26 protein-coding genes, 4 tRNA genes and 1 pseudogene are annotated in these 22,808 nt (G+C 64.1%); 18 read left to right on the top strand and 13 right to left on the bottom strand.

Annotation, left to right across the window (positions count from 1 at the left end):
• Positions 1 to 29 precede the first annotated feature (29 nt).
• Positions 30 to 839, top strand: a complete 810-nt coding sequence (locus AC5Y49_RS20915) for an SDR family oxidoreductase (RefSeq protein WP_499890673.1) — start codon at positions 30 to 32, stop codon at positions 837 to 839.
• 17 nt (positions 840 to 856) lie between these two features.
• Here the strand turns inward: AC5Y49_RS20915 and AC5Y49_RS20910 are convergent, their stop codons facing one another.
• Positions 857 to 1,654, bottom strand: coding sequence for a methyltransferase domain-containing protein (locus AC5Y49_RS20910; protein ID WP_499890672.1), 798 nt, complete (start codon positions 1,652 to 1,654; stop codon positions 857 to 859).
• A 17-nt stretch (positions 1,655 to 1,671) separates the two neighbouring features.
• Complete coding sequence (locus AC5Y49_RS20905) at positions 1,672 to 2,340, bottom strand: M15 family metallopeptidase (protein ID WP_499890671.1); 669 nt, start codon at positions 2,338 to 2,340, stop codon at positions 1,672 to 1,674.
• A 162-nt stretch (positions 2,341 to 2,502) separates the two neighbouring features.
• Between AC5Y49_RS20905 and AC5Y49_RS20900 the strand changes: the two genes are divergently transcribed.
• The 4 genes and pseudogenes from AC5Y49_RS20900 to AC5Y49_RS20885 all read left to right on the top strand — a co-directional run bounded on the left by AC5Y49_RS20900 (position 2,503) and on the right by AC5Y49_RS20885 (position 4,961).
• Positions 2,503 to 2,850 (top strand): WXG100 family type VII secretion target, encoded by a 348-nt coding sequence (locus tag AC5Y49_RS20900; protein ID WP_499890669.1) that lies wholly within the window; start codon positions 2,503 to 2,505, stop codon positions 2,848 to 2,850.
• Between the two features lie 174 nt (positions 2,851 to 3,024).
• Positions 3,025 to 3,402, top strand: a pseudogene (locus AC5Y49_RS20895) (hypothetical protein); the annotation flags it as partial.
• Between the two features lie 241 nt (positions 3,403 to 3,643).
• Complete coding sequence (locus AC5Y49_RS20890) at positions 3,644 to 4,570, top strand: TNT domain-containing protein (RefSeq protein WP_499890667.1); 927 nt, start codon at positions 3,644 to 3,646, stop codon at positions 4,568 to 4,570.
• Between the two features lie 58 nt (positions 4,571 to 4,628).
• The gene (locus tag AC5Y49_RS20885) at positions 4,629 to 4,961 is read left to right on the top strand and encodes an Imm63 family immunity protein (protein WP_499890888.1); all 333 of its coding nucleotides are present in this window, start codon (positions 4,629 to 4,631) and stop codon (positions 4,959 to 4,961) included.
• A gap of 115 nt (positions 4,962 to 5,076) precedes the next feature.
• Here the strand turns inward: AC5Y49_RS20885 and AC5Y49_RS20880 are convergent, their stop codons facing one another.
• The 4 genes from AC5Y49_RS20880 to AC5Y49_RS20865 form a co-directional block, all read right to left on the bottom strand.
• Complete coding sequence (locus tag AC5Y49_RS20880) at positions 5,077 to 5,514, bottom strand: Imm63 family immunity protein (RefSeq protein WP_499890664.1); 438 nt, start codon at positions 5,512 to 5,514, stop codon at positions 5,077 to 5,079.
• A 242-nt stretch (positions 5,515 to 5,756) separates the two neighbouring features.
• Positions 5,757 to 5,830: transfer RNA gene (locus tag AC5Y49_RS20875), tRNA-Phe, on the bottom strand.
• A gap of 27 nt (positions 5,831 to 5,857) precedes the next feature.
• Positions 5,858 to 5,934: transfer RNA gene (locus AC5Y49_RS20870), tRNA-Asp, on the bottom strand.
• A 36-nt stretch (positions 5,935 to 5,970) separates the two neighbouring features.
• Positions 5,971 to 6,043, bottom strand: a tRNA-Glu gene (locus AC5Y49_RS20865).
• A 123-nt stretch (positions 6,044 to 6,166) separates the two neighbouring features.
• Between AC5Y49_RS20865 and AC5Y49_RS20860 the strand changes: the two genes are divergently transcribed.
• Positions 6,167 to 6,242 (top strand) — tRNA-Lys (locus AC5Y49_RS20860).
• Positions 6,243 to 6,360: 118 nt separating this feature from the next.
• Complete coding sequence (locus AC5Y49_RS20855; protein ID WP_499890661.1) at positions 6,361 to 7,446, top strand: F420-dependent hydroxymycolic acid dehydrogenase; 1,086 nt, start codon at positions 6,361 to 6,363, stop codon at positions 7,444 to 7,446.
• Here the strand turns inward: AC5Y49_RS20855 and AC5Y49_RS20850 are convergent.
• Positions 7,443 to 8,348, bottom strand: coding sequence for a class I SAM-dependent methyltransferase (locus AC5Y49_RS20850; protein WP_499890658.1), 906 nt, complete (start codon positions 8,346 to 8,348; stop codon positions 7,443 to 7,445). The two genes, AC5Y49_RS20855 and AC5Y49_RS20850, sit on opposite strands and share 4 nt — an antisense overlap.
• A gap of 67 nt (positions 8,349 to 8,415) precedes the next feature.
• Positions 8,416 to 9,312, bottom strand: a complete 897-nt coding sequence (locus AC5Y49_RS20845; RefSeq protein ID WP_499890656.1) for an SAM-dependent methyltransferase — start codon at positions 9,310 to 9,312, stop codon at positions 8,416 to 8,418.
• A 76-nt stretch (positions 9,313 to 9,388) separates the two neighbouring features.
• Between AC5Y49_RS20845 and AC5Y49_RS20840 the strand changes: the two genes are divergently transcribed.
• Genes AC5Y49_RS20840 through AC5Y49_RS20830 form a run of 3 tightly spaced genes read left to right on the top strand, consistent with a single transcriptional unit; the run spans position 9,389 to position 10,500 of the window.
• Positions 9,389 to 9,868 carry a nucleoside deaminase gene (locus AC5Y49_RS20840; RefSeq protein ID WP_499890653.1) on the top strand — a complete coding sequence of 160 codons (480 nt, stop codon included), beginning with the start codon at positions 9,389 to 9,391 and terminating at the stop codon, positions 9,866 to 9,868.
• A gap of 33 nt (positions 9,869 to 9,901) precedes the next feature.
• Positions 9,902 to 10,291 carry an ArsR/SmtB family transcription factor gene (locus AC5Y49_RS20835; RefSeq protein ID WP_499890649.1) on the top strand — a complete coding sequence of 130 codons (390 nt, stop codon included), beginning with the start codon at positions 9,902 to 9,904 and terminating at the stop codon, positions 10,289 to 10,291.
• Positions 10,292 to 10,296: 5 nt separating this feature from the next.
• Positions 10,297 to 10,500 carry a zinc transporter Slc39a7 gene (locus tag AC5Y49_RS20830; protein ID WP_499890645.1) on the top strand — a complete coding sequence of 68 codons (204 nt, stop codon included), beginning with the start codon at positions 10,297 to 10,299 and terminating at the stop codon, positions 10,498 to 10,500.
• A gap of 10 nt (positions 10,501 to 10,510) precedes the next feature.
• Here the strand turns inward: AC5Y49_RS20830 and AC5Y49_RS20825 are convergent, their stop codons facing one another.
• Positions 10,511 to 11,524 carry an oxygenase MpaB family protein gene (locus AC5Y49_RS20825; protein ID WP_499890642.1) on the bottom strand — a complete coding sequence of 338 codons (1,014 nt, stop codon included), beginning with the start codon at positions 11,522 to 11,524 and terminating at the stop codon, positions 10,511 to 10,513.
• Positions 11,525 to 11,593: 69 nt separating this feature from the next.
• Here AC5Y49_RS20825 and AC5Y49_RS20820 point away from each other — a divergent pair, with 69 nt between their 5' ends.
• The 5 genes from AC5Y49_RS20820 (at position 11,594) to phoU (ending at position 17,475) form a co-directional block, all read left to right on the top strand.
• A complete protein-coding gene (locus AC5Y49_RS20820; RefSeq protein WP_499890638.1) occupies positions 11,594 to 12,178 on the top strand; it encodes a TetR/AcrR family transcriptional regulator in 585 nt (194 codons plus the stop codon).
• An 84-nt stretch (positions 12,179 to 12,262) separates the two neighbouring features.
• The gene (locus AC5Y49_RS20815) at positions 12,263 to 13,285 is read left to right on the top strand and encodes an acyl-ACP desaturase (RefSeq protein WP_499890636.1); all 1,023 of its coding nucleotides are present in this window, start codon (positions 12,263 to 12,265) and stop codon (positions 13,283 to 13,285) included.
• A 7-nt stretch (positions 13,286 to 13,292) separates the two neighbouring features.
• Positions 13,293 to 14,426, top strand: a complete 1,134-nt coding sequence (gene dusB / locus AC5Y49_RS20810; RefSeq protein WP_499890634.1) for a tRNA dihydrouridine synthase DusB — start codon at positions 13,293 to 13,295, stop codon at positions 14,424 to 14,426.
• 239 nt (positions 14,427 to 14,665) lie between these two features.
• Positions 14,666 to 16,735, top strand: a complete 2,070-nt coding sequence (locus AC5Y49_RS20805; RefSeq protein WP_499890630.1) for an LCP family glycopolymer transferase — start codon at positions 14,666 to 14,668, stop codon at positions 16,733 to 16,735.
• 71 nt (positions 16,736 to 16,806) lie between these two features.
• Positions 16,807 to 17,475: a phosphate signaling complex protein PhoU gene (gene phoU / locus AC5Y49_RS20800; RefSeq protein ID WP_065014525.1), complete on the top strand. Its 669-nt coding sequence runs from the start codon at positions 16,807 to 16,809 to the stop codon at positions 17,473 to 17,475.
• Here phoU and pstB read toward each other — a convergent pair.
• From pstB to AC5Y49_RS20780, 4 genes are all read right to left on the bottom strand, one after another.
• Positions 17,472 to 18,248, bottom strand: a complete 777-nt coding sequence (pstB, locus tag AC5Y49_RS20795; protein WP_065014524.1) for a phosphate ABC transporter ATP-binding protein PstB — start codon at positions 18,246 to 18,248, stop codon at positions 17,472 to 17,474. The genes phoU and pstB overlap by 4 nt on opposite strands.
• A 192-nt stretch (positions 18,249 to 18,440) precedes the next feature.
• Positions 18,441 to 19,541 (bottom strand): phosphate ABC transporter substrate-binding protein PstS, encoded by a 1,101-nt coding sequence (gene pstS, locus AC5Y49_RS20790; RefSeq protein WP_499890624.1) that lies wholly within the window; start codon positions 19,539 to 19,541, stop codon positions 18,441 to 18,443.
• Positions 19,542 to 19,668: 127 nt separating this feature from the next.
• Complete coding sequence (gene mshD, locus AC5Y49_RS20785; RefSeq protein ID WP_499890622.1) at positions 19,669 to 20,577, bottom strand: mycothiol synthase; 909 nt, start codon at positions 20,575 to 20,577, stop codon at positions 19,669 to 19,671.
• Entirely contained in the window at positions 20,574 to 21,344 is a 771-nt protein-coding gene (locus AC5Y49_RS20780; protein ID WP_499890621.1) for a winged helix-turn-helix transcriptional regulator, read from the bottom strand. The genes mshD and AC5Y49_RS20780 overlap by 4 nt, the downstream gene beginning before the upstream one ends.
• Positions 21,345 to 21,463: 119 nt before the next feature.
• Here AC5Y49_RS20780 and lmeA point away from each other — a divergent pair, with 119 nt between their 5' ends.
• Genes lmeA through AC5Y49_RS20765 form a run of 3 tightly spaced genes read left to right on the top strand, consistent with a single transcriptional unit; the run spans position 21,464 to position 22,799 of the window.
• On the top strand, positions 21,464 to 22,276 hold the full coding sequence (gene lmeA / locus AC5Y49_RS20775) for a mannan chain length control protein LmeA (protein ID WP_499890619.1): 813 nt from the start codon (positions 21,464 to 21,466) through the stop codon (positions 22,274 to 22,276).
• Complete coding sequence (locus AC5Y49_RS20770; protein WP_499890618.1) at positions 22,273 to 22,680, top strand: thioredoxin family protein; 408 nt, start codon at positions 22,273 to 22,275, stop codon at positions 22,678 to 22,680. The genes lmeA and AC5Y49_RS20770 overlap by 4 nt, the downstream gene beginning before the upstream one ends.
• A 29-nt stretch (positions 22,681 to 22,709) precedes the next feature.
• A complete protein-coding gene (locus tag AC5Y49_RS20765) occupies positions 22,710 to 22,799 on the top strand; it encodes an Ms5788A family Cys-rich leader peptide (protein WP_419866417.1) in 90 nt (29 codons plus the stop codon).
• Positions 22,800 to 22,808 lie beyond the last annotated feature (9 nt).

Below are 22,808 nucleotides of genomic sequence, written 5' to 3'. Positions count from 1 at the left end.
CGCATGGTTGACCAGGCCAAAGGAGAGTGATGGGTACTTTTGACGACCGCACGGTGGTGATCTCCGGCGCAAGCCGTGGGATCGGTCTGGCGATCGGTATTGCCGCGGCCAAGCAAGGGGCCAATGTGGTGCTGTTGGCCAAGACCGACCAACCGCATCCCCGCCTGCCCGGCACCGTGCACACCGCAGCCGCTGAAATCGAGGCGGCCGGCGGCAAGGCTTTGGCCGTGGTCGGCGACGTGCGCCGGGAAGAAGACGTGCAGCGCGCGGTCGAGGCCGCGGTCGCCCGGTTCGGCGGGCTGGACGTCTGCGTGAACAACGCCAGCGCCATCGCTACCGAACCGACCGAAGACCTGTCGGCCAAGAAGTTCGACCTGATGCAGGAGGTCAACATTCGCGGCACCTTCCTGCTGACCTGCGCCTGCCTGCCACATCTGCGTGCCGCCACCAACCCGCATGTGCTGACGATCTCGCCGCCGGTGAACATGAACCCGCGCTGGCTGGGCGCACACCCCGCCTACACGCTGTCGAAGTACGGGATGACGTTGTTGTCGCTGGGCTGGGCGGCCGAGTTCGCCGAAGCCGAGATTGCGGTCAATTGTCTGTGGCCGCAGACCTACATCGCGACCGCGGCAGTGGCGAACATGGCTGACGGCGAGCGGCTTGCGGCCTCGTCGCGCAGTCCGGAGATCATGGCCGACGCGGCCGTCGAGATCCTCTCCCGTCCCGCTCAACAGACCACGGGCAACTGCTACATCGACGCCGACGTGCTGCGCGGGCAGGACTTGTCGTGCTACGGCGGCGGCGACCAGCCGATTCCTGACCTGTTTCTGGACTGAGCCGGCGCAGACGATCGTCATGCGCGACAAAGAATCTCGCCGTGCGGGATGGCCAACCAACCATCAGGCGCCCCTGCCCAGGCCCGCCACGCGGAGGCGATCTCGGCGAGCTCTCCGCTCGTGGCCAGCGCCGAGTCCACCAGCTGGTCGGCCAGCGCCGACTGCACAATCCGGTCGGCCCACATGCCGCCCCACCAGTCGCGGTCCTCGGGCGTGGCAAAGCACCAGATCCCGCCGCCGGGTGTGATGTCGTCGAAGCCCGCTTTTCTGGCCCACGACAACAGCCGGCGGCCGGCGTCAGGCTCGCCGCCGTTGGCGCGGGCCGCGCGGTCGTAGAGATCCAGCCACCGATCGAGCGCCGGAACCTGCGGATGCCAGATGAATCCGGCGTAGTCGGCGTCGCGCGCGGCGACATAGCCACCCGGCACGCACACCCTGCGCATCTCTCGCAGTGCCAGAACTGGATCGGCGACGTGTTGCAGCACCTGGTGCGCATGCACGACATCGAAGGTGGCATCAGCGAATTCGAGTGCGTGCACGTCAGCGGTGGCAAAGGAAATGTTCGACAGTCCGCGCGCCTGGGCCGCGGCGCGGGCGGCATCCAACGCGTCGTCGGTGATGTCCACGGCGGTGACCTGGCCCGGTGCGACGCGGGCGGCCAGGTCGACGGTGATCGTTCCTGGTCCGCAGCCAATGTCCAGCATCGACATCCCTGGTTGCAGATGCGGTAAGAGGTAACCTGCCGAATTCTCGGCGGTGCGCTGCCGATGGGAACGCAGCACCGACTCATGATGGCCATGGGTGTAGCGATTCACCGTGCAGCTCCTAGCTTTTAGTTGACGGGGACGTCAAGGATCGGGTGGTCGACGGTCGACCCGGGACCGTCGAAATGCCACCACTCGCCCGAATACACCTGCAGCCCACCGATGCTCATCGCATCACGAAGCCGGGCCCGGTTTGTCTGCGCGGTGGTGCTGACACTGTCGGTGGCGAATGCGTGAGCACGAGGAGTGAAGTCGTCGAAATCGGTGCCCATATCGACCAGGCAGGCTTGTCGGCATTGCGTGCCGGCGAGCGTCACATCGACCGAGCGTCCCGCTTCGTGGCTGTGTGCATACCGGCCGGGCCGCGCCACCCACGCTGGTTTGGGCACCACCTGAAACATCCTGACCTGAACCTCGTGCGGCCGGTAGCAGTCCCAAAAGGCCAGGACGGCGCCTTGCGTACGCAGCGCATTCGCCGCGGCAGCAAGGCCCGGTGCCATGGATTCATGCACCAGGCAGCGCGCGTTGGCGGGATACAACGGCATTCCGGTGAAATTGTTGGGTGTCGCATATCGCAGGTCGATGACCGCGTCCGGAACGACGCTGCGAACGTCGACGAATCCCGCCGCCTGCGCCTTGGCGCTCACCGGGGGCACGTCGGCGCGGGCCGATGCCGGCCAGCAGATGGCGCTCGCCATGACGAGCAGTCCCGCCAGGAACCGGCGAATGGCCCACATGGTCGGAATTGTCCTCGATTATCGAGCGAATAGTGAACGCGGTGTCACCTGCTGCCTGCAGGGACGTGGATTTGATGGAAGCTGGCCAGCCTGAGTTTTTGGCGCATTGGGGCTTGCTCGCGCGGCGGTAAACTTTTGCCCAGACCGGTCGGATGTGGCTGTGTGAAAGATCGGGTGAGCGTGGTGGGCGAGAATTTGCGGGTGGACCCGGTGGATGTGCGTTTTGCGGGTGAGCAGGTTGACGCGAATGCCGGGGATTTCATGACGGGACACGCGGCAGCGCATCAGCGCATCGCTGCTGCCCAGGCCGGGTTTATCGGAGACAGCGCGGCGGCACTGGCAGAGTTGGCCGCGCACTGGCAGGAGGAAAGCACCGGCCAGCACCGTGAACTGTGCGAGCACGCCGAGAATTTGCGGATGGCAGGCGCCGAATATGAAACCACCGACACCGACGAGGCCGCAAACATTGACGCTGCCGCCTCGAGGGTAGCCAAACGAATGGGTATCTGACGGGTGGGTTTGACGCTCGCCGATCTGCAGGAGTGGGACCCCGAACAGATCCACGAGTTGGGCGACGCTGCGGCGGCACGGGCACGGCACAGCCGGGAAGCCGCGCAAAACATCGCTAATCTGCCGGTCTTTGCTACCTGGCATGGTGACGCCGGCGCGACCGCCCAGGATGCGATGACCAAGAGCAGCACCAAAATGGAGCTCTCAGCGCAAAGCGCGTTTCGGGTGTGGGCTGGCGCTGGGCACGCCTATCAGGAAGCCACAGGGGTCAAAAAAGAACTCGCCGACATCTTCGCCGAGGCGGCGGCCGCGCCGGCGGTGCACATCGACACCACAAACAGCACCGTGACCCCGCCGGACACCAGCGGGTGGGCCGACGCCGATATCCAGAAGGTCAAAGCCAAAGTCGAAGAACTGCAACGCAAGATCGCCGCGCTGCTGGCCACCGCTGAGAAAACCAATAGCGATTTGGCGGCTGTGCTGAGGGCAGCCACCGGGATGCAGGCTCCTGATACCGCCGCAGATCCGCCAGGAGGCAAGCCACGGACATGGCAAGACATGGCTGTTACCCCCCGGCGCCGGGCCGGGCGGTGCCACACCTGCAGGCCCGACTGCCGACCCCACGGGCAAGCCGCCGACGCTGGAAGACCTCATGTTGGGAAGGGGTCAGCCTGCCAACCAACAACCGCCCGCTGGCAGCCTGCCCGACCTGCTGAGCCGGCTTCACCAACCTGGGGCTTCTGGCGCGCCGGCGCCTCAGCTCACACCCGCCGACGCGGAGAGATTCAAGGCCATGGCTCGCCAAAGCATGGCCCGCGACGGTGTGCCACCCGATCAGATCGAGGCACGCCTGGACGCGATTGTGGCGCGAACCCAGCAGTGGATCGACAACGGCATGCCCAACTACGTTGCCCCCGAGCCGCAACGCCCGCCGCCGCCTGGATTCGGCGAAGGATTCGGTGACCGATGGCGGGCGACCGAGCAAGGCATCAAAAACCTCATCGGGCAAGGAGGACCCGGCGCACCGGGCGTCCTCGAGTCATGGGAGCAGATGCTTAAAGGCACTGCCGAGACAGTCCGAAACCCGATTGGTGCGGCGGCCGAGGAATTCAAAAGCGCGTTGGACTCACCGAGTCCCGCCTACTATTTGGGCGCCAAAGCCTCCGACGGTGCCTTCGCCCTGCCCGGCTTGCTGTTCGGTGGCGAGGGCGCAGCTGTTGAAGCAGGACTTCCGGCAGAAACGGTCACAGAGGGCGGTGCACCCTTAGCCGTCGTGCGGGGCTGGGAGCCTACGGGTGGAATGCCGTGGGACGACTTTGCGTCCCACTTCGGCACCTCGGAAATGCGCAGTTACCCTTTGAATGATGGGTTTCCGCCAGGGTATGTCCCTCAGCCCGCCCAGTTGCCTGAGGGTGCCATCATCGACCGGTTCGGGTCCGAGTACGGCCGCTATCTTGCACCCGATGGCACCCCTTTCGCGGATCGCTCCTTAGCGCCAGAGTCGGTTGGGGGGGACTACAACCGGTACATGGTGACTGGAAAGCCATTGCCTCCGGGCTGGCAAATCGTGGAGGGACCGGTGGAGCCCTTCTACGGGCAGACGCCATCACCCGGAGCCACGCAATACATGATCACTGCGCCCGACGGCACCCAACCAACTGTGTGGGAATTAGTAAGACTAGGAGTACTTGATGAGTATGGACCGCCCCTTGGACGATAAAACCCGGGAACTTCAAATCCAGGTCGACCGGCTGTCGGAGAAGCTGGGAGTACGCCCTATGCCTGTCGGATTGCGGACGAATGACGGCCTCAATATTTTCGTCGCCGACGACGGCTACCACTTTACTTTCTACGAGAGAGGGAAAATCGGATTCGACAGAGCGGGCAGCCTCGATGATCTTCTTTACTGGTACTGTGAAAGCATCGTAACACGTCAAGCCGCCAAGCAAATAGGTGACCGCGCAGAACGTTTTATATATGAGTATCAAGTGCTGAGCCATTTGAGCATCGATTGGGCAAAGAGAAATGTCCGAGAGACTGCGGCCATGTTCCGCAAATACAGCCAAGCGGAGGACATTGCCTTACTTCCCGACATTGGCGAAGCGCTGTGATATTCGCACACACGGGCCCGCGGTAGCGTGTCCCCAAGCCGACCCGTGTGCATATGAATCTTCGAAATGCCGCTTGTAGCTTTTTGATTTTACACATTGACACGGAAGGACACCGTTAGCTGTTGCGTTCAGGGATATCTGGCAGCAATCCTACATCTTCGCTTTTGCCCCAACCTCGTAGCTTGGCAGCCATTTCACGCACGCAGCGCTTAGCCCAGCGCGGTTCAAGTTGATTGAGCAGTTCATATTGTTTGGCCCACATCAGGACGCGGAATTCCTCGTTTTGGGCGCTGTACTGGGCAGAGTATGAACAGCCGATGTTAAAAGTGATGCCCTCAGCGAACCAGTAGAGAACGTCGTCGATCTCGCCGACTCGGTCGAAGTTCGGCTTGCCACGCTCCCAGTAGCTGTAGTGATACCTTCCGTCATCGTCGATGAAAATGTTCAAGTCGTCATTCTTCAAAAGAACGCCGACCTCGACTGGTTCAGCGTTCAGCGCCCCCGCGAGGCGATTGATTTCTGATTGCAGGCGGGCCGTCTTGTCATCAACCAAAGGCGCTTGACCTCACTTTCTCGGTTTGCGCTGAGTTGCTCTCTTCACACACTTTCCTGCCGTCTCTACGGCTCCAATTGGATGCTGTCGCGGATGCAGTTGACTCGCTATTGCGAGTCACCGGCGAGACGGCTGGGCCGACCAAAGACGATTGGCCATAGTAGGCCCACTGCGTAGGCAATCCACGATCGAAGACGAGCTGACACGACACGAAAAGACCAACTTGCGTACGTTTCCTAAAGTGGCCAGGGCCGGGATCGAACCGGCGACCTTCCGCTTTTCAGGCGGACGCTCGTACCGACTGAGCTACCTGGCCGGAAGGCACCGTGTGCCTCGCCGTGAATGGCGACCCTGACGGGACTCGAACCCGCGACCTCCGCCGTGACAGGGCGGCGCGCTAACCAACTGCGCCACAGGGCCTTGTTGCACTGCCTGCTCCGCGTCGCCGCGTCGCGGTACCCCCTACGGGATTCGAACCCGCGCTACCGCCTTGAAAGGGCGGCGTCCTAGGCCGCTAGACGAAGGGGGCCAGAACCGAATCTCTCCGGGGTACTCGCAACATGGTTCCGTTGTGAGCCAAGCCAGCTTAGGCCACCGCAGACCCAATCCTCAAACGAGCCCCGCCGACGGACGCAGTATCCTGTCCGTCGCAGCCCCTATAGCTCAGTTGGTAGAGCTACGGACTTTTAATCCGCAGGTCCTAGGTTCGAGTCCTAGTGGGGGCACCACGGTCTCGGATGACCTCGGCTGATGCCGGGGGATGTTTCGGCTGATCCTTGACAGCGGTTTCGGTTGATCTTTGACACACGCACTGCGACCTCATGCATTCCGGGTACTCCCCGCCCCATGAGAGGAATGTCACGGCGCACCTTCGGACTGCTCGCGGCAGGCATCAGTGCCACCGGTATGGCAGCCGCCTGTGGCTCGAAGCCCGCCACCACACCGGCCAGCCCACCGCCGCCGGCCTCCGGACCAGGGGTGGGCTTCGTCTTGTCGCACGAGCAGTTCACCACCGCCCAGCTCGTCGACCAGGCGCAAGCGGCCGAGCAGGCCGGGTTCCGTTACCTGTGGGCCAGCGACCACATCCAGCCGTGGCAGGACAACGAGGGCCACGCCATGTTCCCGTGGATCACGCTGGCGTTGGTAGGCCAGCAGACACAGCATGTGCCGTTCGGCACCGGCGTGACGTGTCCGATCTATCGCTTTCACCCGACGACGGTGGCGCACGCCTTCGCCTCGCTAGCGGTGCTCTACCCCGGCCGAGTCTTTCTCGGCCTCGGCACGGGTGAACGCCTCAACGAGCAAGCCGCCACCACACAGTTCGGCTCCTATCGTGAGCGCCACGACCGATTGATCGAGGCTATCCAGCTCATCCGCCAGCTATGGAGCGGCGAACGAATCTCGTTTCAGGGCCGTTACTTTCAGACCAATCAGCTCAAGATTTACGACCTGCCGCCGTCGCCGCCGCCCATCTTTGTCGCTGCAGGCGGCCCGAAAAGCGCGCGCCTGGCCGGTCAGTACGGCGACGGCTGGATCGCGCAAGCCGACAGCATGACAGAACCGAAGCTGGTGGCCGCGTTCAATCAGGGAGCCAAAGACTCCGGCCGCGATCCCGCCACCCTGACCAAGCGGGGTGAGATGTTCGCCGTGGTCGGCGGTCAGGACGAAATTAACCGCGCCGCCGAGCTCTGGCGGTTCACCGGCGGCGCCGTCGACCAGCCCAACCCCGTCGACATCCAACAGGCGGCCCAAGCCAATCCGCTGGACAAAGTGATCGACGGCTGGACCACCGGCACCGACCCAGCCGCCCACATCAAAGCGGTGCAGGCGGTTCTTGACACCGGCACGACACCGTTCATGCACTTTCCTCAGCAGGACCCGAAAACGGCGATCGACTTCTACCGCACCCAGGTCCTGCCTCGGCTGCACTAATTCAGTGCCGCGCGGATGTAGCCGACATCGCCGAATGGCATTTCGCCGTCGCCCAGCGGCTGTAACCCGTACTCGACGAAGAGATCGGGGTTACTGCTGCCGACCGTCTGCCAGCCGCGGTGAGTCAAGTAGGCGGCTGTCTCATTACGGTCGCCGAAGTACAGAAGGTCCGTCATCTCTAGGTCGTAGCCGTAATGGCGCCACCGTTCAGCCAGTTCCGTGGTGCGTTCCCGCTGTGCGTCGGTGAGGTTGTCGACGGTCTCGGTACCCAGCCGGCTGCCGCGAGCACTGAGCCGCGTGATGTTGTCCAGGAGTCGATCCTGCGCCTCCGGCGGCAGGTAACCCAAAAGCCCCTCGGTGAGCCATGCGGTGGGCCGATCCGGGCGAAAGCCCGCGCCCTGCAGCGCGGTTGGCCAGTCGTCGCGCAAGTCGATGGCCACCGGACGACGATCCGACGACGGACGTACACCCAACTCGGCAAGTGTCCGAGTCTTGAACTCGATCACTTGCGGCTGGTCGACCTCGAACACTGTTGTGCCGTCAGGCCACGGCAACCGGTAGGCGCGCGCGTCAAGGCCCGATGCCAAGATCACCACCTGCCGGATCCCTGCGGCCGTCGCGTCGGCGAAGAAGTCGTCGAAGTACTTGGTGCGCACCGCCAGGTTTTCGGACAGGCGATCGAAGTCCAGAGCTGGATCCTCGATGTCGGTGCTGGCCAGTTCTCCGCGCGCGAATTTAGTGAAGAACTCCACGCCCACCGCCTCGACCAATGACTCGGCGAATGGGTCATTGATCAGCGGGTCAGGTCGTTTGCTGGCCACTGCCCGCTGCGCAGCGACAGCCGTGGCCGTCGCTCCCACACTGGATGCCAGATCCCAAGAGTCACCATCGGTACGTGCCATATCATCCTCCGCACTATCAGAATACTTAGTTAGTATAACAAGTATTCTGGCGAAGCGATCCCAGCCGTTAACGCACAGCGCTGAGGTAAGTCACGTCGGCGAATGCCGCAGCGACCTCGTCGTCGGGGTAGACGAAGCCGTTGTCTGCGTGCAGTTGTGCGACGCTGCGATGCGTCACCTGCCAATCGTGTCGCGTCAGGTGGTCGATGATGTGGCTGCGCTCGAAGTGGTAGACCAAGTCGTTAAAGTCGATGTCAAAGCCGAGCTCACTCATCCGCTCGTGATGACTACGCCACCGTTCGTCGCTGAAAATGCGGGTGTCCGGGACGAATTCACAGGCCAGCCGGCTACCGCCAGAACTCAGCGCGGTGATGTTGTCGAACAGCGCATCCTGGGCGTCGGGCGGCAGGTACACCACGAGCCCCTCGGCGCTCCACGCCGAGGGCGAATCGACGTCGAACCCGGCCGCGCGTAGCGCCGCCGGCCAGTCGTCGCGCAGGTCGATGGCAACAGTGCGCCGCTCGGCGGTCGGCTCGGCGCCGAGGCCGCTCAGTGTTGCGGTCTTGAACTCGATCACCTCGGGCAGATCGACCTCGTAGACCACCGTGCCGGCTGGCCAGGGCAAGCGATAAGCCCGAGCATCCAAACCGGCCGCCAGGATGACCGCTTGGCGGACACCAGTTTTCGCCGCGTCGAGAAAGAACTGGTCGTAGAACCGAGTCCGGACCCCCATCCCCCGAGCCATCCGGTCCGGATCGAATTCGGAGTCCGCCTCGACGGGAATCTCGTTGTTGACCAGCCGGGTGTAGACATCGATGCCGACAGCCCGCACCAGCGGCGCGGCGAACGGGTCATCGATCAGCGGCTCCGGCCCAGCAGCGGCCAGCGCGCGCTGAGCGGCGACCATCGTCGCTGTCGCCCCGACGCTCGACGCCAGACCCCAGCTGTCGCTATCGGAACGCATCGGCATGCTCCTATCTCGTTTTTCATTAATATAGATCAGCTAGTTATTCGCGGAGGCGCCGGAGCTAGGCTGGGCCATGGACTTTGCCCAACGGACCATCGAGCTGGCTCGCCAGAACGTCGCCGAAGGTGGCCGACCATTCGCGACGGTCATCGTCAAAGACGGCGAGATCCTCGCCGAGAGCGCCAACCAGGTGGCCCAGACTCACGACCCGACCGCCCACGCGGAGGTCCTCGCCATCCGGCAGGCATGTATGCGACTGGGCACCGAGAACCTCGTCGGTACCACCATCTACGTGCTGGCCCACCCGTGCCCGATGTGCCTCGGCGCGTTGTATTACTGCTCACCCGATCAGGTGGTCTTCCTGACGTCGCGCGACGAATACGAGCCGTACTACGTCGACGACCGCAAGTACTTCGAGCTCGCCACCTTCTACGACGAGTTCGCCAAGCCCTGGGAGCAACGCCGTCTGCCGACGCGCCACCAGCCCAGTGACGCTGCGGTGGACGTCTATCGGTTCTGGCGCGAACGCAACGGAGACAAGCACGCTTCTTGACAGCCACGCATCCGGCTGCGCTATTATTTGCGTATGCATGCAGATAGCAAGGCACCTCGATTGCCGGACGATCAGGCCAGTCTGGTGGTCGAGGTGTTTCGGATGTTGGCTGACGCCACCCGGGTCCAGGTGCTTTGGGCACTTACCGAACGCGAGATGTCGGTCAATGAGCTCGCCGAGCATGTCGGCAAACCGGCGCCTTCGGTCTCCCAGCACCTCGCGAAGTTGCGGATGGCGCGACTGGTGCGCACCCGCCGCGAAGGGACCACGATTTTCTACAGCATGGAAAACGAACACATCTGCCAGTTGGTCACTGACGCCGTCTTCAACGCCGAGCACGCCGGCCCAGGGGTTCCACCGCACCACCGCTCCGATGCGGGGCTGCAGGTGGTTGCCAAAGCGACAGCACAACAAAGGAGATGAGGATCATGTCGCACCACACCCACCCACACGAAACGCCGCACGCCCACGAGCACGAACACGACGGCGTCGCTCACACGCACGAGCACACCAGCCACGAGCATGAGCATGTCGAGCACGACCACGCTCATAGCCACGACGACGGCACCGAGCACTCTCACCAGCACGTGCATCAGTCCGGCCTAGAGGAAGCACACAGCCACACCCACTAAAGGGCGCGCGTCACACGTTGGGGCAGTAGTGCTTTGGGTTGCCGCGCTCGTCCAGCGGGGGCAGGTTACGCGCGGGCGTGTGCACCAGCGGTGTCTCGGCCGGGATGCGACCGGTGGCGCGGTCCCACCCGGCGCGAGCCCGTGGATGCTTGCGGTAACGCGGGGGCACCACGGCGAAGACCAATCGCACGACGTCGCCGAGCCGGCGATGTAGCCATTCGTCGCGGCGCGTCCAGTTGTAGCCCATCAGCTCGCGCACCGGCGGATCGTAGAGGCCGACCGTCAACCAGACGAAGAACGGCGCCATCAGTTTTCGTTGTAACCGCCACAACCAATTTGGAATCCACTGCGCAAAGGGCGGTTTGGGCAGCACCGTGAGATCGAGAACTTGGCGCGCCGCCCAATTGTTCTCCAGCACCTCGCGGCACATGTGGTCCCAGTAGGCCTGAAACTCCTCCCAGCTCTTCGGCACTGGGCGCATGCTCATGCCGTACATCCGGTACCACTCGACGTGCTCGTCGAATAGCTGGCGCTTCTGCGCCTCGGTGATGCCGCCGCAGAACCGCTCGGCCACGTGCAATGTGCCGACGAAGAAGGTGGAGTGCGCCCAGTAGAAGACGTCGGGATTCAGCGCGTGATAGCGGCGGCCCTGCGCGTCGGTGCCCTTGATGTCGGTGTGGTAGTCGCGGACCTCGGCGCCGGTCGTCGGGGCGCGGTCGCCGTCGAACACGACGCCGCCGATCGGGTAGAGCGACCGCAGCAGCCGCGGCCAGCGCTCCCGGAAGAACGTCGAGTGGTCTTCGACGGCGGCGCCCAGCTGTGGGTGCATGTTTTGCATGGAACCGGCCCACGGGCCCTGCAGCATGCCGCGCCAATCGCCGAAGTATTTCCACGTCAGCGAGTCGGGTCCGAGGGGCATCGGCGGCGCGTCGTATCCCAATGGCGACACCGGGCAGCCGCTGGCCACTTCATCGGACCCGCCTTCGCTGGTCAGCGGGTGCGCCTCAGAAGTATCTTGAGTCACTGGTGAGGTTCCTGTCGGTCGTCAGTCAACCTGACTACATGCGTTGTCACTATCCAGTTTAGGAGTGCTGTGTCGTCGGGTCAACGACGGGGCCGCTGGTCCGGTGTCCCTCTAGAGGATCGGCAGGCGCTGCGCCGCGACAACCTCGTCGGCGCCGGCGTGCAGCTGCTCGGCGAAGAAGGCGGTCCCGCCCTGACCGTGCGGGCGGTATGCCGCGAAGCCGGGCTCACCGAACGCTACTTCTACGAAAGTTTCGCCGACCGTGACGAGTTCGTACGCGCGGTTTACGACGACGTCTGCACGCGCGCGATGTCGACACTGATGTCAGCGGGCACACCGCGGGAGGCGGTTGAGAGATTTGTTGCACTGATGGTCGACGACCCGGTGCGCGGGCGGGTCCTGCTGTTGGCGCCCGGAGTCGAGCCCGTGCTGACCCGCTCCGGCGCGGAATGGATGCCCAGCTTCATCGACTTGCTGCAGCGCAAGCTGACCCAAATCGGCGATCCCATCCGCCAGCACATGGTGGCCACCAGCTTGATCGGCGGCCTGACCGCACTGTTCACCGCCTACCTGGACGGGCGCCTGGCGGCCAGCCGCGAGCAGTTCATTGACTACTGCGTCGACATGCTGCTCAGCAGGGCCGCGACGTACTAGCGCCACGCCGGGCACAAACTTGCTGCTACTGGCATACACAGATATATTGACTGCAACCAACAGACACAGATAACTGGAGGGTCCATGTCGGCAGACTTGACCGACCTACAGCTGTTGCAGGAACTCGAGCCGGTCGTCGAGAAGAACATCAACCGGCATTTGAGCATGCACAAGAACTGGAACCCCCACGACTACATCCCGTGGTCGGACGGCAAGAATTTCTATGCGCTCGGTGGGCAGGATTGGGATCCAGCGCAGTCCCAGCTTTCCGACGTCGCCCAGGTGGCGATGGTGCAAAACCTCATGACCGAGGACAACCTGCCGTCGTATCACCGCGAGATCGCGATGAACTTCGGCATGGACGGCGCCTGGGGACAGTGGGTCAACCGCTGGACCGCCGAGGAGAACCGCCACGGCATCGCGCTGCGTGACTATCTGGTGGTAACCAGGGCAGTCGACCCAGTCGAGCTGGAGAAACTGCGCCTCGAGGTGGTCAACCGCGGCTTCAGCCCGGGCCAAAACCACCAGGTTCGAGAAGACCTGTTCGCCGAGAGTCTGTTCGACTCGGTCATCTACGTCACCTTCCAGGAGCTGGCCACCAGGATTTCGCACCGCAACACCGGCAAGGCGTGCAACGAGACGATCGCCGACAAGCTGTTGGCCAAGATCTCGGCCGACGAGAACCTGCACATGATCTTCTACCGCGACGTCACCGAGGCCGGTTTTGAAATCGCGGCCAACCAGGCGATGAAGTCACTGCACAAAGTGCTGCGCAACTTCCAGATGCCCGGCTACCAGGTGCCGGAGTTCCGGCGCAAGGCCGTGATGATCGCCGTTGGCGGGGTCTACGACCCGCGCATCCACCTCGACGACGTCGTGATGCCGGTGCTGAAGAAATGGCGCATCTTCGAGCGTGAAGACTTCACCGGCGAAGCCGCCGCAATGCGTGACGATCTGGCGGTGCTGATCAAAGAGCTCGAGCAGACTTGCGACAAGTTCGAGGTGTCCAAGCAGCGCCAACTCGACCGGGAAGCCCGCACGGGCAAGAAGACCACCGCAGCAGAACTGCATCAGACTGCAGGCACGCTGACGATGAGCCGGCGGTAGCCCGCCGTTGCGCATCGGCCCCATCACGCTCGCCAGCCCGGTGGTGCTGGCACCCATGGCGGGCGTGACCAACGTCGCGTTCCGCACGCTGTGCCGTGAGCTGGAACAAGCCAAGGTCGGCACCGTCAGCGGTCTCTACGTCTGTGAGATGGTGACGGCGCGCGCGCTGGTCGAGCGGCATCCGGCCACCATGCACATGACGACGTTCTCCGCCGACGAGTCCCCGCGATCGCTGCAGCTGTACACCGTCGATCCGGCCACCACATATGAGGCCGTCCAGATGGTCGCCGACGAGGGCTTGGCCGATCACATCGACATGAACTTCGGCTGCCCGGTGCCGAAGGTGACCCGGCGCGGCGGTGGCGCCGCACTGCCGTTCAAGCGGCGGCTGTTCGGGCAAATCGTCGCGGCGGCGGTGAGAGGAACCGCCAGCTCCGGTATTCCAGTCACCGTGAAGTTCCGCGTCGGTATCGACGACGCCCACCACACCCACTTGGATGCCGGTCGCATCGCGGAGACCGAAGGAGCGGCCGCTGTCGCATTGCACGCCCGTACCGCGGCGCAGCGCTACTCCGGCGCCGCGGACTGGGATCAGATCGCCGCGCTCAAGCAACACGTACGAACGATCCCGGTGCTGGGCAACGGGGACATCTTCGACGCCAGCGACGCGTTGACCATGATGGCCGCCACCGGATGCGACGGCGTCGTCATCGGCCGCGGCTGCCTGGGCCGCCCCTGGCTGTTCGCCGAACTGTCAGCCGCCTTCACCGGCAGTCCACCGCCGACCCCGCCAACCCTGGGTGAGGTGGCCGACATCGTCCGCCGCCACGGTCAACTGTTGGCCGCGCATTTCGGCGAAGACAAGGGCATGCGTGATATGCGCAAACACATCGCCTGGTATCTGCATGGGTTCCCGGCCGGATCCGAGCTGCGACGCGCATTGGCGCTGGTCAAGACATTGGCCGAGCTCGACGTTTTGCTCGACCAGCTGGACGCGGATGTTCGGTTTCCGGATGCGGCCACCGGCCCGCGCGGCCGGCAGGGGTCACCGGCTCGGGTGGCTCTGCCCGACGGCTGGCTGACCGACCGCGACGATTGCACAGTGCCGGCGGGTGCCGACATCATGCACTCGGGTGGCTGAATCGACACCTTCTCGGCATCGCGTTTCTGCCGACGGCTGGTTACGATGTGGAACTTGTTGCAATGTGCCCCGTGGCGGAACCCGCCGCGGCGCCGCTGTACGAGAGCGAGAACAACGGGCGCGACCACACCGGTCGCGTGGAACCGCAGTGCTGCCACCGCCAGCACTGCCCTGATGTATGCGCACGAACACCCAGATGTTTACGGGCATCTCATCGGAGCTTCGGAGGCCGGTAGGACATGAGTGACGGCGACTTTGGCGCCGATGAAGCCACTCCCGGCCGTCCGCACGCCCCGGGCGCCCCGCCGTGGGAACGATTCGGTTCACCGGCCCACGACGCCGACCCCATCAGTCGATGGTCGCCACCGCCAACCGAGCCCGCTGACCCCGACGACAGCGAGCCGACTGGATGCCACACGGGAGGCGGGCTCAGCGTCGCCGAACTGATCGCCAAGGTCGGCGGTCCGACGACAGTCCGGCCCAGCCATCGGCGCGCGGCCAAGGAAAAAGAGCCGCCCGAACCGGTCCCCTCCACACCCGACGCCCAGCCGGAGTACCGATACGACGCCTACGCCGTGTCGACGTCATCGGCCTACGCATCTGAGCTGCCGGACCTCGAAGTAGCTCACCGCCCACGGCGCGACGCCCAGTCCCAAGAGACCACCGTGCTGCCGACGGTGTCAGAAAAGGTGCCGCCGGCGCGGATCGCCGGAACGGCTACAGCTGCCGATGCCTCGACGCCCGAACCGAAACGCAAGCGCCGCCCGCTGTTGGCGGCCGGGCGCTCGCTGGCGGCCCTGATCGCCGTGTTGTCGCTGGCGCTGACTGGCGGGGCGTGGCAGTGGAGCGCCTCGAAAAACAACCGGCTCAACACCATCAGCGCGCTGGACCCGCATTCGCGCGACATCGTCGACCCCAATGGGCAATACGGCGACGAGAACTTCCTGATCGTCGGGGTCGACTCGCGTGCCGGAGAGAACAGCGAAATGGGTGCCGGTGACACCGAAGACGCCGGCGGCGCCCGATCGGACACCATCATGCTGGTCAACATCCCGGCCAACCGCAAACGTGTGGTCGCGGTGTCGTTTCCGCGCGACCTGGCGATTACGCCGATGAAATGCGAGGCCTGGAATCCCGACACCGGCGCCTACGGCCCGCTCTACGACGAGGACACCGGGACCTACGGGTCGCGGTACGTCTATACCGAGACGAAACTGAACTCCGCGTTCGCGTTCGGCGGCCCCAAATGCCTGGTGAAGGTCATCCAGAAGTTGTCCGGCCTGAGTATCAACCGGTTCATGGCCATCGACTTCTCCGGTTTCGCCAAGATGGTCGACGCGCTCGGCGGCGTCGAGGTTTGCAGCACTACCGCACTGAAGGACTACGAGTTGGGCACGGTGCTCGACCACGCCGGCCGCCAGGTCATCGACGGCACGACAGCGCTCAACTATGTGCGGGCGCGCAACGTCACTACCGAGAACAACGGCGACTACGGGCGCATCAAACGTCAGCAGCTGTTTTTGTCGTCGCTGCTGCGTTCACTGATTTCCAGGGACACGTTCTTCTCGCTGAGCAAGCTCAACAACGTCGTCAACATGTTCATCGGCGACAGCTACGTCGACAACGTCAAAACCAAAGACCTCGTCGACCTCGGCCAATCGGTACAGGGCGTCTCGGCCGGGCACATCACCTTCGTGACGGTACCGACCGGCGAAACCGACGAGAACGGCGACGAGCCGCCCCGCAGCTCCGACATGCGGGCGCTCTTCGACGCCATCATCAACGACGACCCGCTGCCCGGTGAAAACGACAAGAACGCGACGGCGAGCCTGTCCACCCAGTCGACCACCAGCACAGCGCCACAGCCCAGCCTCGCCGCTGAGGGGCATGCCGAGCATGTCCAAGCCGTCACGACGGCCCCCGAGGACGTCACCGTTCAGGTCTTGAACTCGACCGGCAAGACCGGTCTGGCCGCCACCGCCACCGACGAACTGCAACAACAGGGTTTCAACGTCATGGAGCCGTCCGACTACCCGAGCTCGCTGAAATCCACCACGGTCTTCTTCTCACCGGGCAACGAGCAGGCCGCCGCCACAGTGGCATCGACGCTGGCCAATTCAAAGGTTGAGCGGGTCAGCGGAATTCACGGGGTACAGGTGGTACTCGGGTCCGACTTCTCCAAAGTGAGTGCGCCCCCACCCACCGGCTCGTCGGTGAGCGTGCAAATCGACCGCAACGCACACAGCACACCCACCAAACTTCCCGAAGACCTGACGGTCACCAACGCGGCCGATACCACCTGCGAGTAGCCACAGGAGTTTTCGCGTGCATGAGGGGCGCTTCATGCCATTTCCGCGGCTGAGAACGTAGTCTTGGCGATATGCGGACCGCCTACCATGAACAACTTTCGGGGCTCTCCGAACGACTCGGCGAGATGTGTGGGTTGGCCGGAGTCGCCATGGAACGTGCAACACAGGCGCTGCTGCAGGCAGATTTGGTGCTGGCCGAGCAGGTTATCTCCGACCACGAAAAAATCGCGACGCTGAGCGCCCGTGCGGAGGAAAGCGCTTTCGTGTTGTTGGCCTTGCAGGCTCCTGTCGCCGGTGATTTGCGCGCGATTGTCAGCGCAATCCAGATGGTCGCAGATATCGACCGGATGGGCGCGCTGGCTCTGCATGTCGCCAAGATCGCGCGCCGGCGCCATCCCCAGCACGCGCTACCCGAAGAGGTCAACGGTTATTTTGCCGAAATGGGCAGGGTAGCAGTCGAATTAGGCAACAGCGCACAGGAAGTGCTGTTATCACGGGACCCGGAGAAGGCGGCGCGGATCCGGGAAGAAGACGATGCCATGGACGACCTGCATCGGCACTTGTTCACCGTGCTGATGGACCGGGAGTGGAAGCACGGAGTGGCCGCCGCCGTCGACGTCACGTTGCTGGGCCGATTTTACGAGCGCTTCGCCGATCACGCCGTCGAGGTGGCGCGTCGGGTCATCTTCCAGGCGACCGGCAAGTTCCCCGAAGACGACGCGGTGCCCACGTCCGGCTAGCCGAAACGGCCGGATATGTAATCTTCGGTGGCCTTCTGGGTCGGGTTGGAAAAGATCTTCTCGGTATCGTCGATCTCGACCAGCCGACCGGGTTTGCCGACGGCCTCCAGGTTGAAAAATGCGGTTTGGTTGCTGACCCGCGCGGCCTGCTGCATGTTGTGAGTGACGATAACGATGGTGTAGTCCTGCTTGAGCTCGGCGATCAAATCTTCGATCGCCATCGTCGAGATCGGGTCCAACGCCGAACATGGCTCGTCCATCAGCAACACATCGGGCTGCACCGCAATAGCTCGCGCGATGCACAATCGCTGCTGCTGGCCGCCGGACAACCCGCCGCCGGGCCTGTCCAACCGGTCCTTGACCTCGTCCCACAGGTTGGCGCCGCGTAGTGAGTATTCAGCGGTGTCGTCGAGTGTTTTGCGGTTGCGCACGCCCTGAAGCTTCAATCCGGCCACCACGTTGTCGCGTATCGACATGGTGGGAAATGGGTTTGGCCGCTGAAACACCATCCCGATCGCCCTGCGCACACCGACTGGATCGATGCCCGAGCCGTAGATGTCGTCGTCGTCGAGCAGCACCGTGCCCTCGACGCGGGCTCCCGGGAGAACTTCGTGCATGCGGTTGAGCGTGCGCAGCACCGTCGTCTTGCCGCAGCCGGACGGGCCGATGAACGCGGTTACACTGCGAGGAAGAACCGACAGCGATACATCGGCAACCGCGTGGAACGACCCGTAATAGATGTTGAGGTCTTTGAGGTCCAACCTCTTAGCCAACGCACGCTCCTGCCTAGAATTTCTTAGGCTCAACGACTTTCGCGACCACCCTGGCCCCGACACCGACGCACGCACACCGGCCGGCGGTCTGGTGACACATCATACCGGCCAGTGTGTCGGAGATGCCGAAGTGCTGGTCCCATAGCTTCCTGATCTGCCATCTATCTTTCGCCGCGGCAGCCGCCGGATCAATCAATCGATCGCGTTGATCGCGGCGACCAGGCGCGTCTTGAACTTGTCGGGCAGTGGCACGTAGCCGGCCGAGGAGAGACCGCTTTGACCGTCGTGGGTGGCCACGTTCAAAAATGACTTCACTGCCCCCGAGGTAGCCACGTCGTACCCCCTGGAACACACGATCTCGTATACCGCCAACAGCAACGGGTAGGCACCAGGCTCTCTGGTGCTGTAGAGCGACTGCAGATCCAACTTGAGGTCGTTACCGCTGCCGATGAACTTGGCGTCGTCGATAGCGGCGGCGGCGGTGTGGTCGGTGAGGGCGACGGCTCCGCTGCCGGTGTCGATCTGGGCATACGCGACCCGGGCCTGATCTGCGAAGCTTTTCTCGACGTAGCCGATGGCGCCCGGAGTGGATTGCACGGCCTGCGCCACGCCGCCCGACGTTTGGGCGCCGTCGCCCACGCCACCCTGAAAATCGGTGCCGGTGCCCTTGGTCCAGGTTTGCGGGGCGGCCGCGACCAGGTATTTCTGGAAATTGTCAGTGGTGCCCGACGGGTCCGAGCGGTAAATCGGTGTGATCTCGATGTCGGGTAGCGCAACGCCGGGGTTCAGCGCGGCGATCATCGGATCACGCCAGTTGGTGATGCCGCCGCTGAAGATTCGGGCCAACGCATCGGCGTTGACGATCAGCGGATTGACTCCATCGAGGTGATAGGCCACCGCGACCGGTCCGAACACCAACGGCAGGTGCCATACCGGATGCCCGTGACAGCGTTTGGCAGCCGGATTGATTTGGTCGGATTTCAACGGCGAGTCCGAGCCGGCGAAGTCGACGTGCCCCGCGACGAACTGCTCACGTCCGGCGGCCGAGCCGGTCGCGTCGTAGGAAACATTGTTGCCCGCGCACAACCGGCCCCAAGCCTGGTTGAACAGCGCGATCGCATTCTGTTGAGCGGTCGACCCTTCACCGGCCAGCTCGTCCTTGCCGCCACATTTAACCGATCCCTTCGATGTCCGGGTGGAGGAGCCGATGTTGTCGTCGCTGCCGCACCCGGCTAAAACCACACTGGTGATCACCGCCGCAACCAACGCTTTACCCACCGTGTTGCGCTTCACTGAACTCGCTTTCTCACCGATGAAGTTCGCAGCTCAATCTCTACGCTAGTGAGGTCACCCGGTCATCCGAAACCGGTTCGCCGGTATTGGACGGCGCCGCTGTCACCGGCAGGCCGCGCTACCTACGTCAGGGATCGTTTGCGGCATAGGCGGTGTCGACGCTGGCGACGGTGAAGCCCAGCTGTTGGTAGGTGCGCAGCGCGGCCGTGTTGTCGGATTCCACGTAGAGCATCACCGTGGGGTCGGTGGCGTCGACCAGCCGCCGTGCCAGGTATGCGATGCCGACGGCGGTCAGTGCACGACCGAGGCCGCGACCTTGCGCCGACGGATCAACCCCGACGACGTAGACCTCGCCGAGGCCCGCCGCGTCGGGATGCACTTTGGTCCAGTGGAAGCCCAGCAGCTCGTCGGTCGTCTCGTCGAACGCCAAAAACAGCCCGTCCGGATCGAACCAGGGTTCGCCGCGGCGTTCGGCCAGGTCGGCCGACGTCCAGCCACTCTGTTCCGGATGTCCGGCGAATGCGGCGTTGTTGACGCGAAGCAGCTCGGCATCGTCGCTGCTTCCGGTGTAGGTTCGCATTCGCACCCTGTCCGGCGTCGCGGGCGCGGCGGCGTTGTTCAACGAACGGCGCATCTGGATGAGCTCGCGCACCGGTGCCAGATTCAACGCCGCGGCCGTCGCCCGGGCCGCGTCCAATGTGCCGTGTGCCCAGAAACGATTGCGCGCACCAGTTTTCGTCAATGCCGCCTTGATCATGGCGGCGCCGATACCGCGCCGACGGGCTTGCGGATGAACCACAAGCTCGGCCATGCCGAAGAAATCGTCGTGCGGTGGGCTCAGGTTGAGGTAGCCGACCACCGTGTCCCGGTCGTGGCCGGTGGCCAAGAGGTGCTCGGTGCGAGCGTGGCCCAACTCCCGCAGAACTTGATCGCCGACGGGCGCTACGCCGTCGAATTCGCTTGCCACCGTGACAAGTTCACGCACCTGCTGCTGCTCGGCCGCAGTCAGCTCCGAGCGCCAGTCCGGCGGAGTCACTGGCTGTGCAGCGGGTCGACCAGCGGGTCCTGGCTTGTGTCCAGTTCTGGCTCGTTGTCTGCGGGGGTGTCCGAGTCCTCCCCCGATGATCGGCCGCGGGCGGGTCGGACCGCCTTGTAGCCCACGTTGCGTACCGTGCCGATCAACGATTCATATTCCGGCCCGAGCTTGGCCCGCAGCCGTCGCACGTGCACGTCGACGGTCCGGGTGCCGCCGAAGAAGTCGTAGCCCCACACTTCATGCAGAAGTTGCGCCCGGGTGAACACCCGACCGGCGTGCTGCGCAAGGTACTTCAGCAGTTCGAATTCTTTGTAGGTGAGATCCAGTGGACGGCCGCGTAGTCGAGCGGTGTAGGTGCCTTCGTCGATGACCAATTCCCCGAGGCTGATTTTGCCGGCGGACTCCTGGTCGGCCAGGCCACCGCGCCTGCCGACCAGCAGACGCAGCCGGGCATCGATCTCACCGGGTCCGGTACCGGGCAGCAGAATCTCGTCAAGGCCCCAATCGGCGTTGATCGCTACCAGCCCGCCTTCGCTGACCACCGCCACCACCGGGATCGACCGGCCCGTGGTGCCCAGCAGGCGGCACAGGCCGCGCGCCGCCGGCAGGTCATTACGCGCGTCGACGAGCACGATGTCGGCGCTACCCGCTTCCAGCAGCGAGGAGACGTCCGCCGCGGCCGCACGCACAGTGTGGGCGAGCAGAGACAACGACGGCAGGACCGAGTCGGGGTGCGGCTCCGCGGTCAGCAGCAGTAGGTCCAACAAGCCCCTCCAGCGTCGTGGGAAAGGCGTTCCCCAGATTCAACGGCCAGGTCATCTAACGATAACGTGCCACCTGGTGTTTCGCCTGGCGACGAGGCATTGGCGTCGAGGTAGGCCACAATATGCGGATGCGCAAGGTGGTGGTCGCCGCGACAGGGGTGGCGTTGGCCGTCGTACTCGTGCTCATCGGAGCTGTCGGGATCGATTTCGGAATCACCGTCTACGCCGAGTACCGGTTGTCCCGGACGCTGCGCGACACCGCGCATCTTGGGTCAGACCCATTCGTCGCGATCCTCGGGTTTCCGGTCATCCCGCAGGCGATGCGCCGCCAATACGACGAACTAGAGGTCAAAGCCAATGCCGTCGACCAGCCTCGGGTTGGCAAGGCCACGCTGGAAGCGACCATGCACTCCATCGGTCTGACCGACGCGTCGTGGCTGATCCGGCCTGACGCCAAGATTCCGGTCGGCAAGCTGGAAAGCCGCATCATCATCGACTCGACCCATCTCGGGCGATACCTGGGCATCACCGACCTGATGGTCGAGGCGCCACCGCAGGAGACCAACGACGCTACCGGCGGCACCACCGAATCCGGGATCTCCGGCAGCCGCGGGCTGGTGTTCACCGGGACCCCGAAATCGGCACACTTCGACAAGCGGGTCAGTGTTTCGGTGGACCTGTCGATCACCGGCAAGGACCGGACCACGTTGGCGTTCACCCCGACCGGCGTGCTGACCGGCCCGGATACCGCCAACCAGAAGGTGCCTGACGATAAACGGGATGCGGTGCTGGCCGCCTTCCGCCAGCAACTACCCGACCAGAAGCTTCCGTTCGGGGTGGCGCCGACGAGTCAGGGGGCGCGCGGCTCCGATGTGATCATTGAAGGCATCACCGAGGGAGTAACGATCACCCTCGACGGGTTCAACCAATCATGACTGCACTCGTCGCGATCGTGGCCGCGCTGGTGCTGGCCACCGTGACAGGGTGGCTGCTGACCCGCCGAGCCGGCCAGGTCCGGTCGATCGATCCCCGCACCACGCTGGACACCAGCGATCTCGGCCTGTCCGGCGACGGGCCGACCGTCGTGCATTTCAGCGCTCCCTGGTGCGGACCATGCGACCGGGTGCGACGGGTGGTCGACCAGGTGTGCGCCGACCTTGGCGACGTGGCGCACGTGGAAATCGACATGGACGCTAACCCTGCTGCGGCGCGCAGGCTTTCGGTCCTGTCGCTACCCACCACGTTCATCTTCGATGCCGACGGTCAGCAGCGCTATCGCACCGCCGGCGTCCCCAGGGCCGAGGAGCTGCGTTCGGCGTTGACCCCGCTAGTGGCTTGATTGTCGGGCCATTGGGTAAGCTGTGCGTCGTGTCCGCCCGCCTCGAGCTCGTGCTCACCAAGCGCCGCGCAGTGGATCTGTGCCGCACCGCGGGTTGTTGCTGTTGTTGTAGCTGCTGAGTAGCGCAG

It is taken from the genome of Mycobacterium sp. NGS62 (assembly GCF_059812285.1).
Note: the sequence above shows the minus strand (reverse complement) of the source record. Positions and strands in the feature narration are given on the sequence as shown.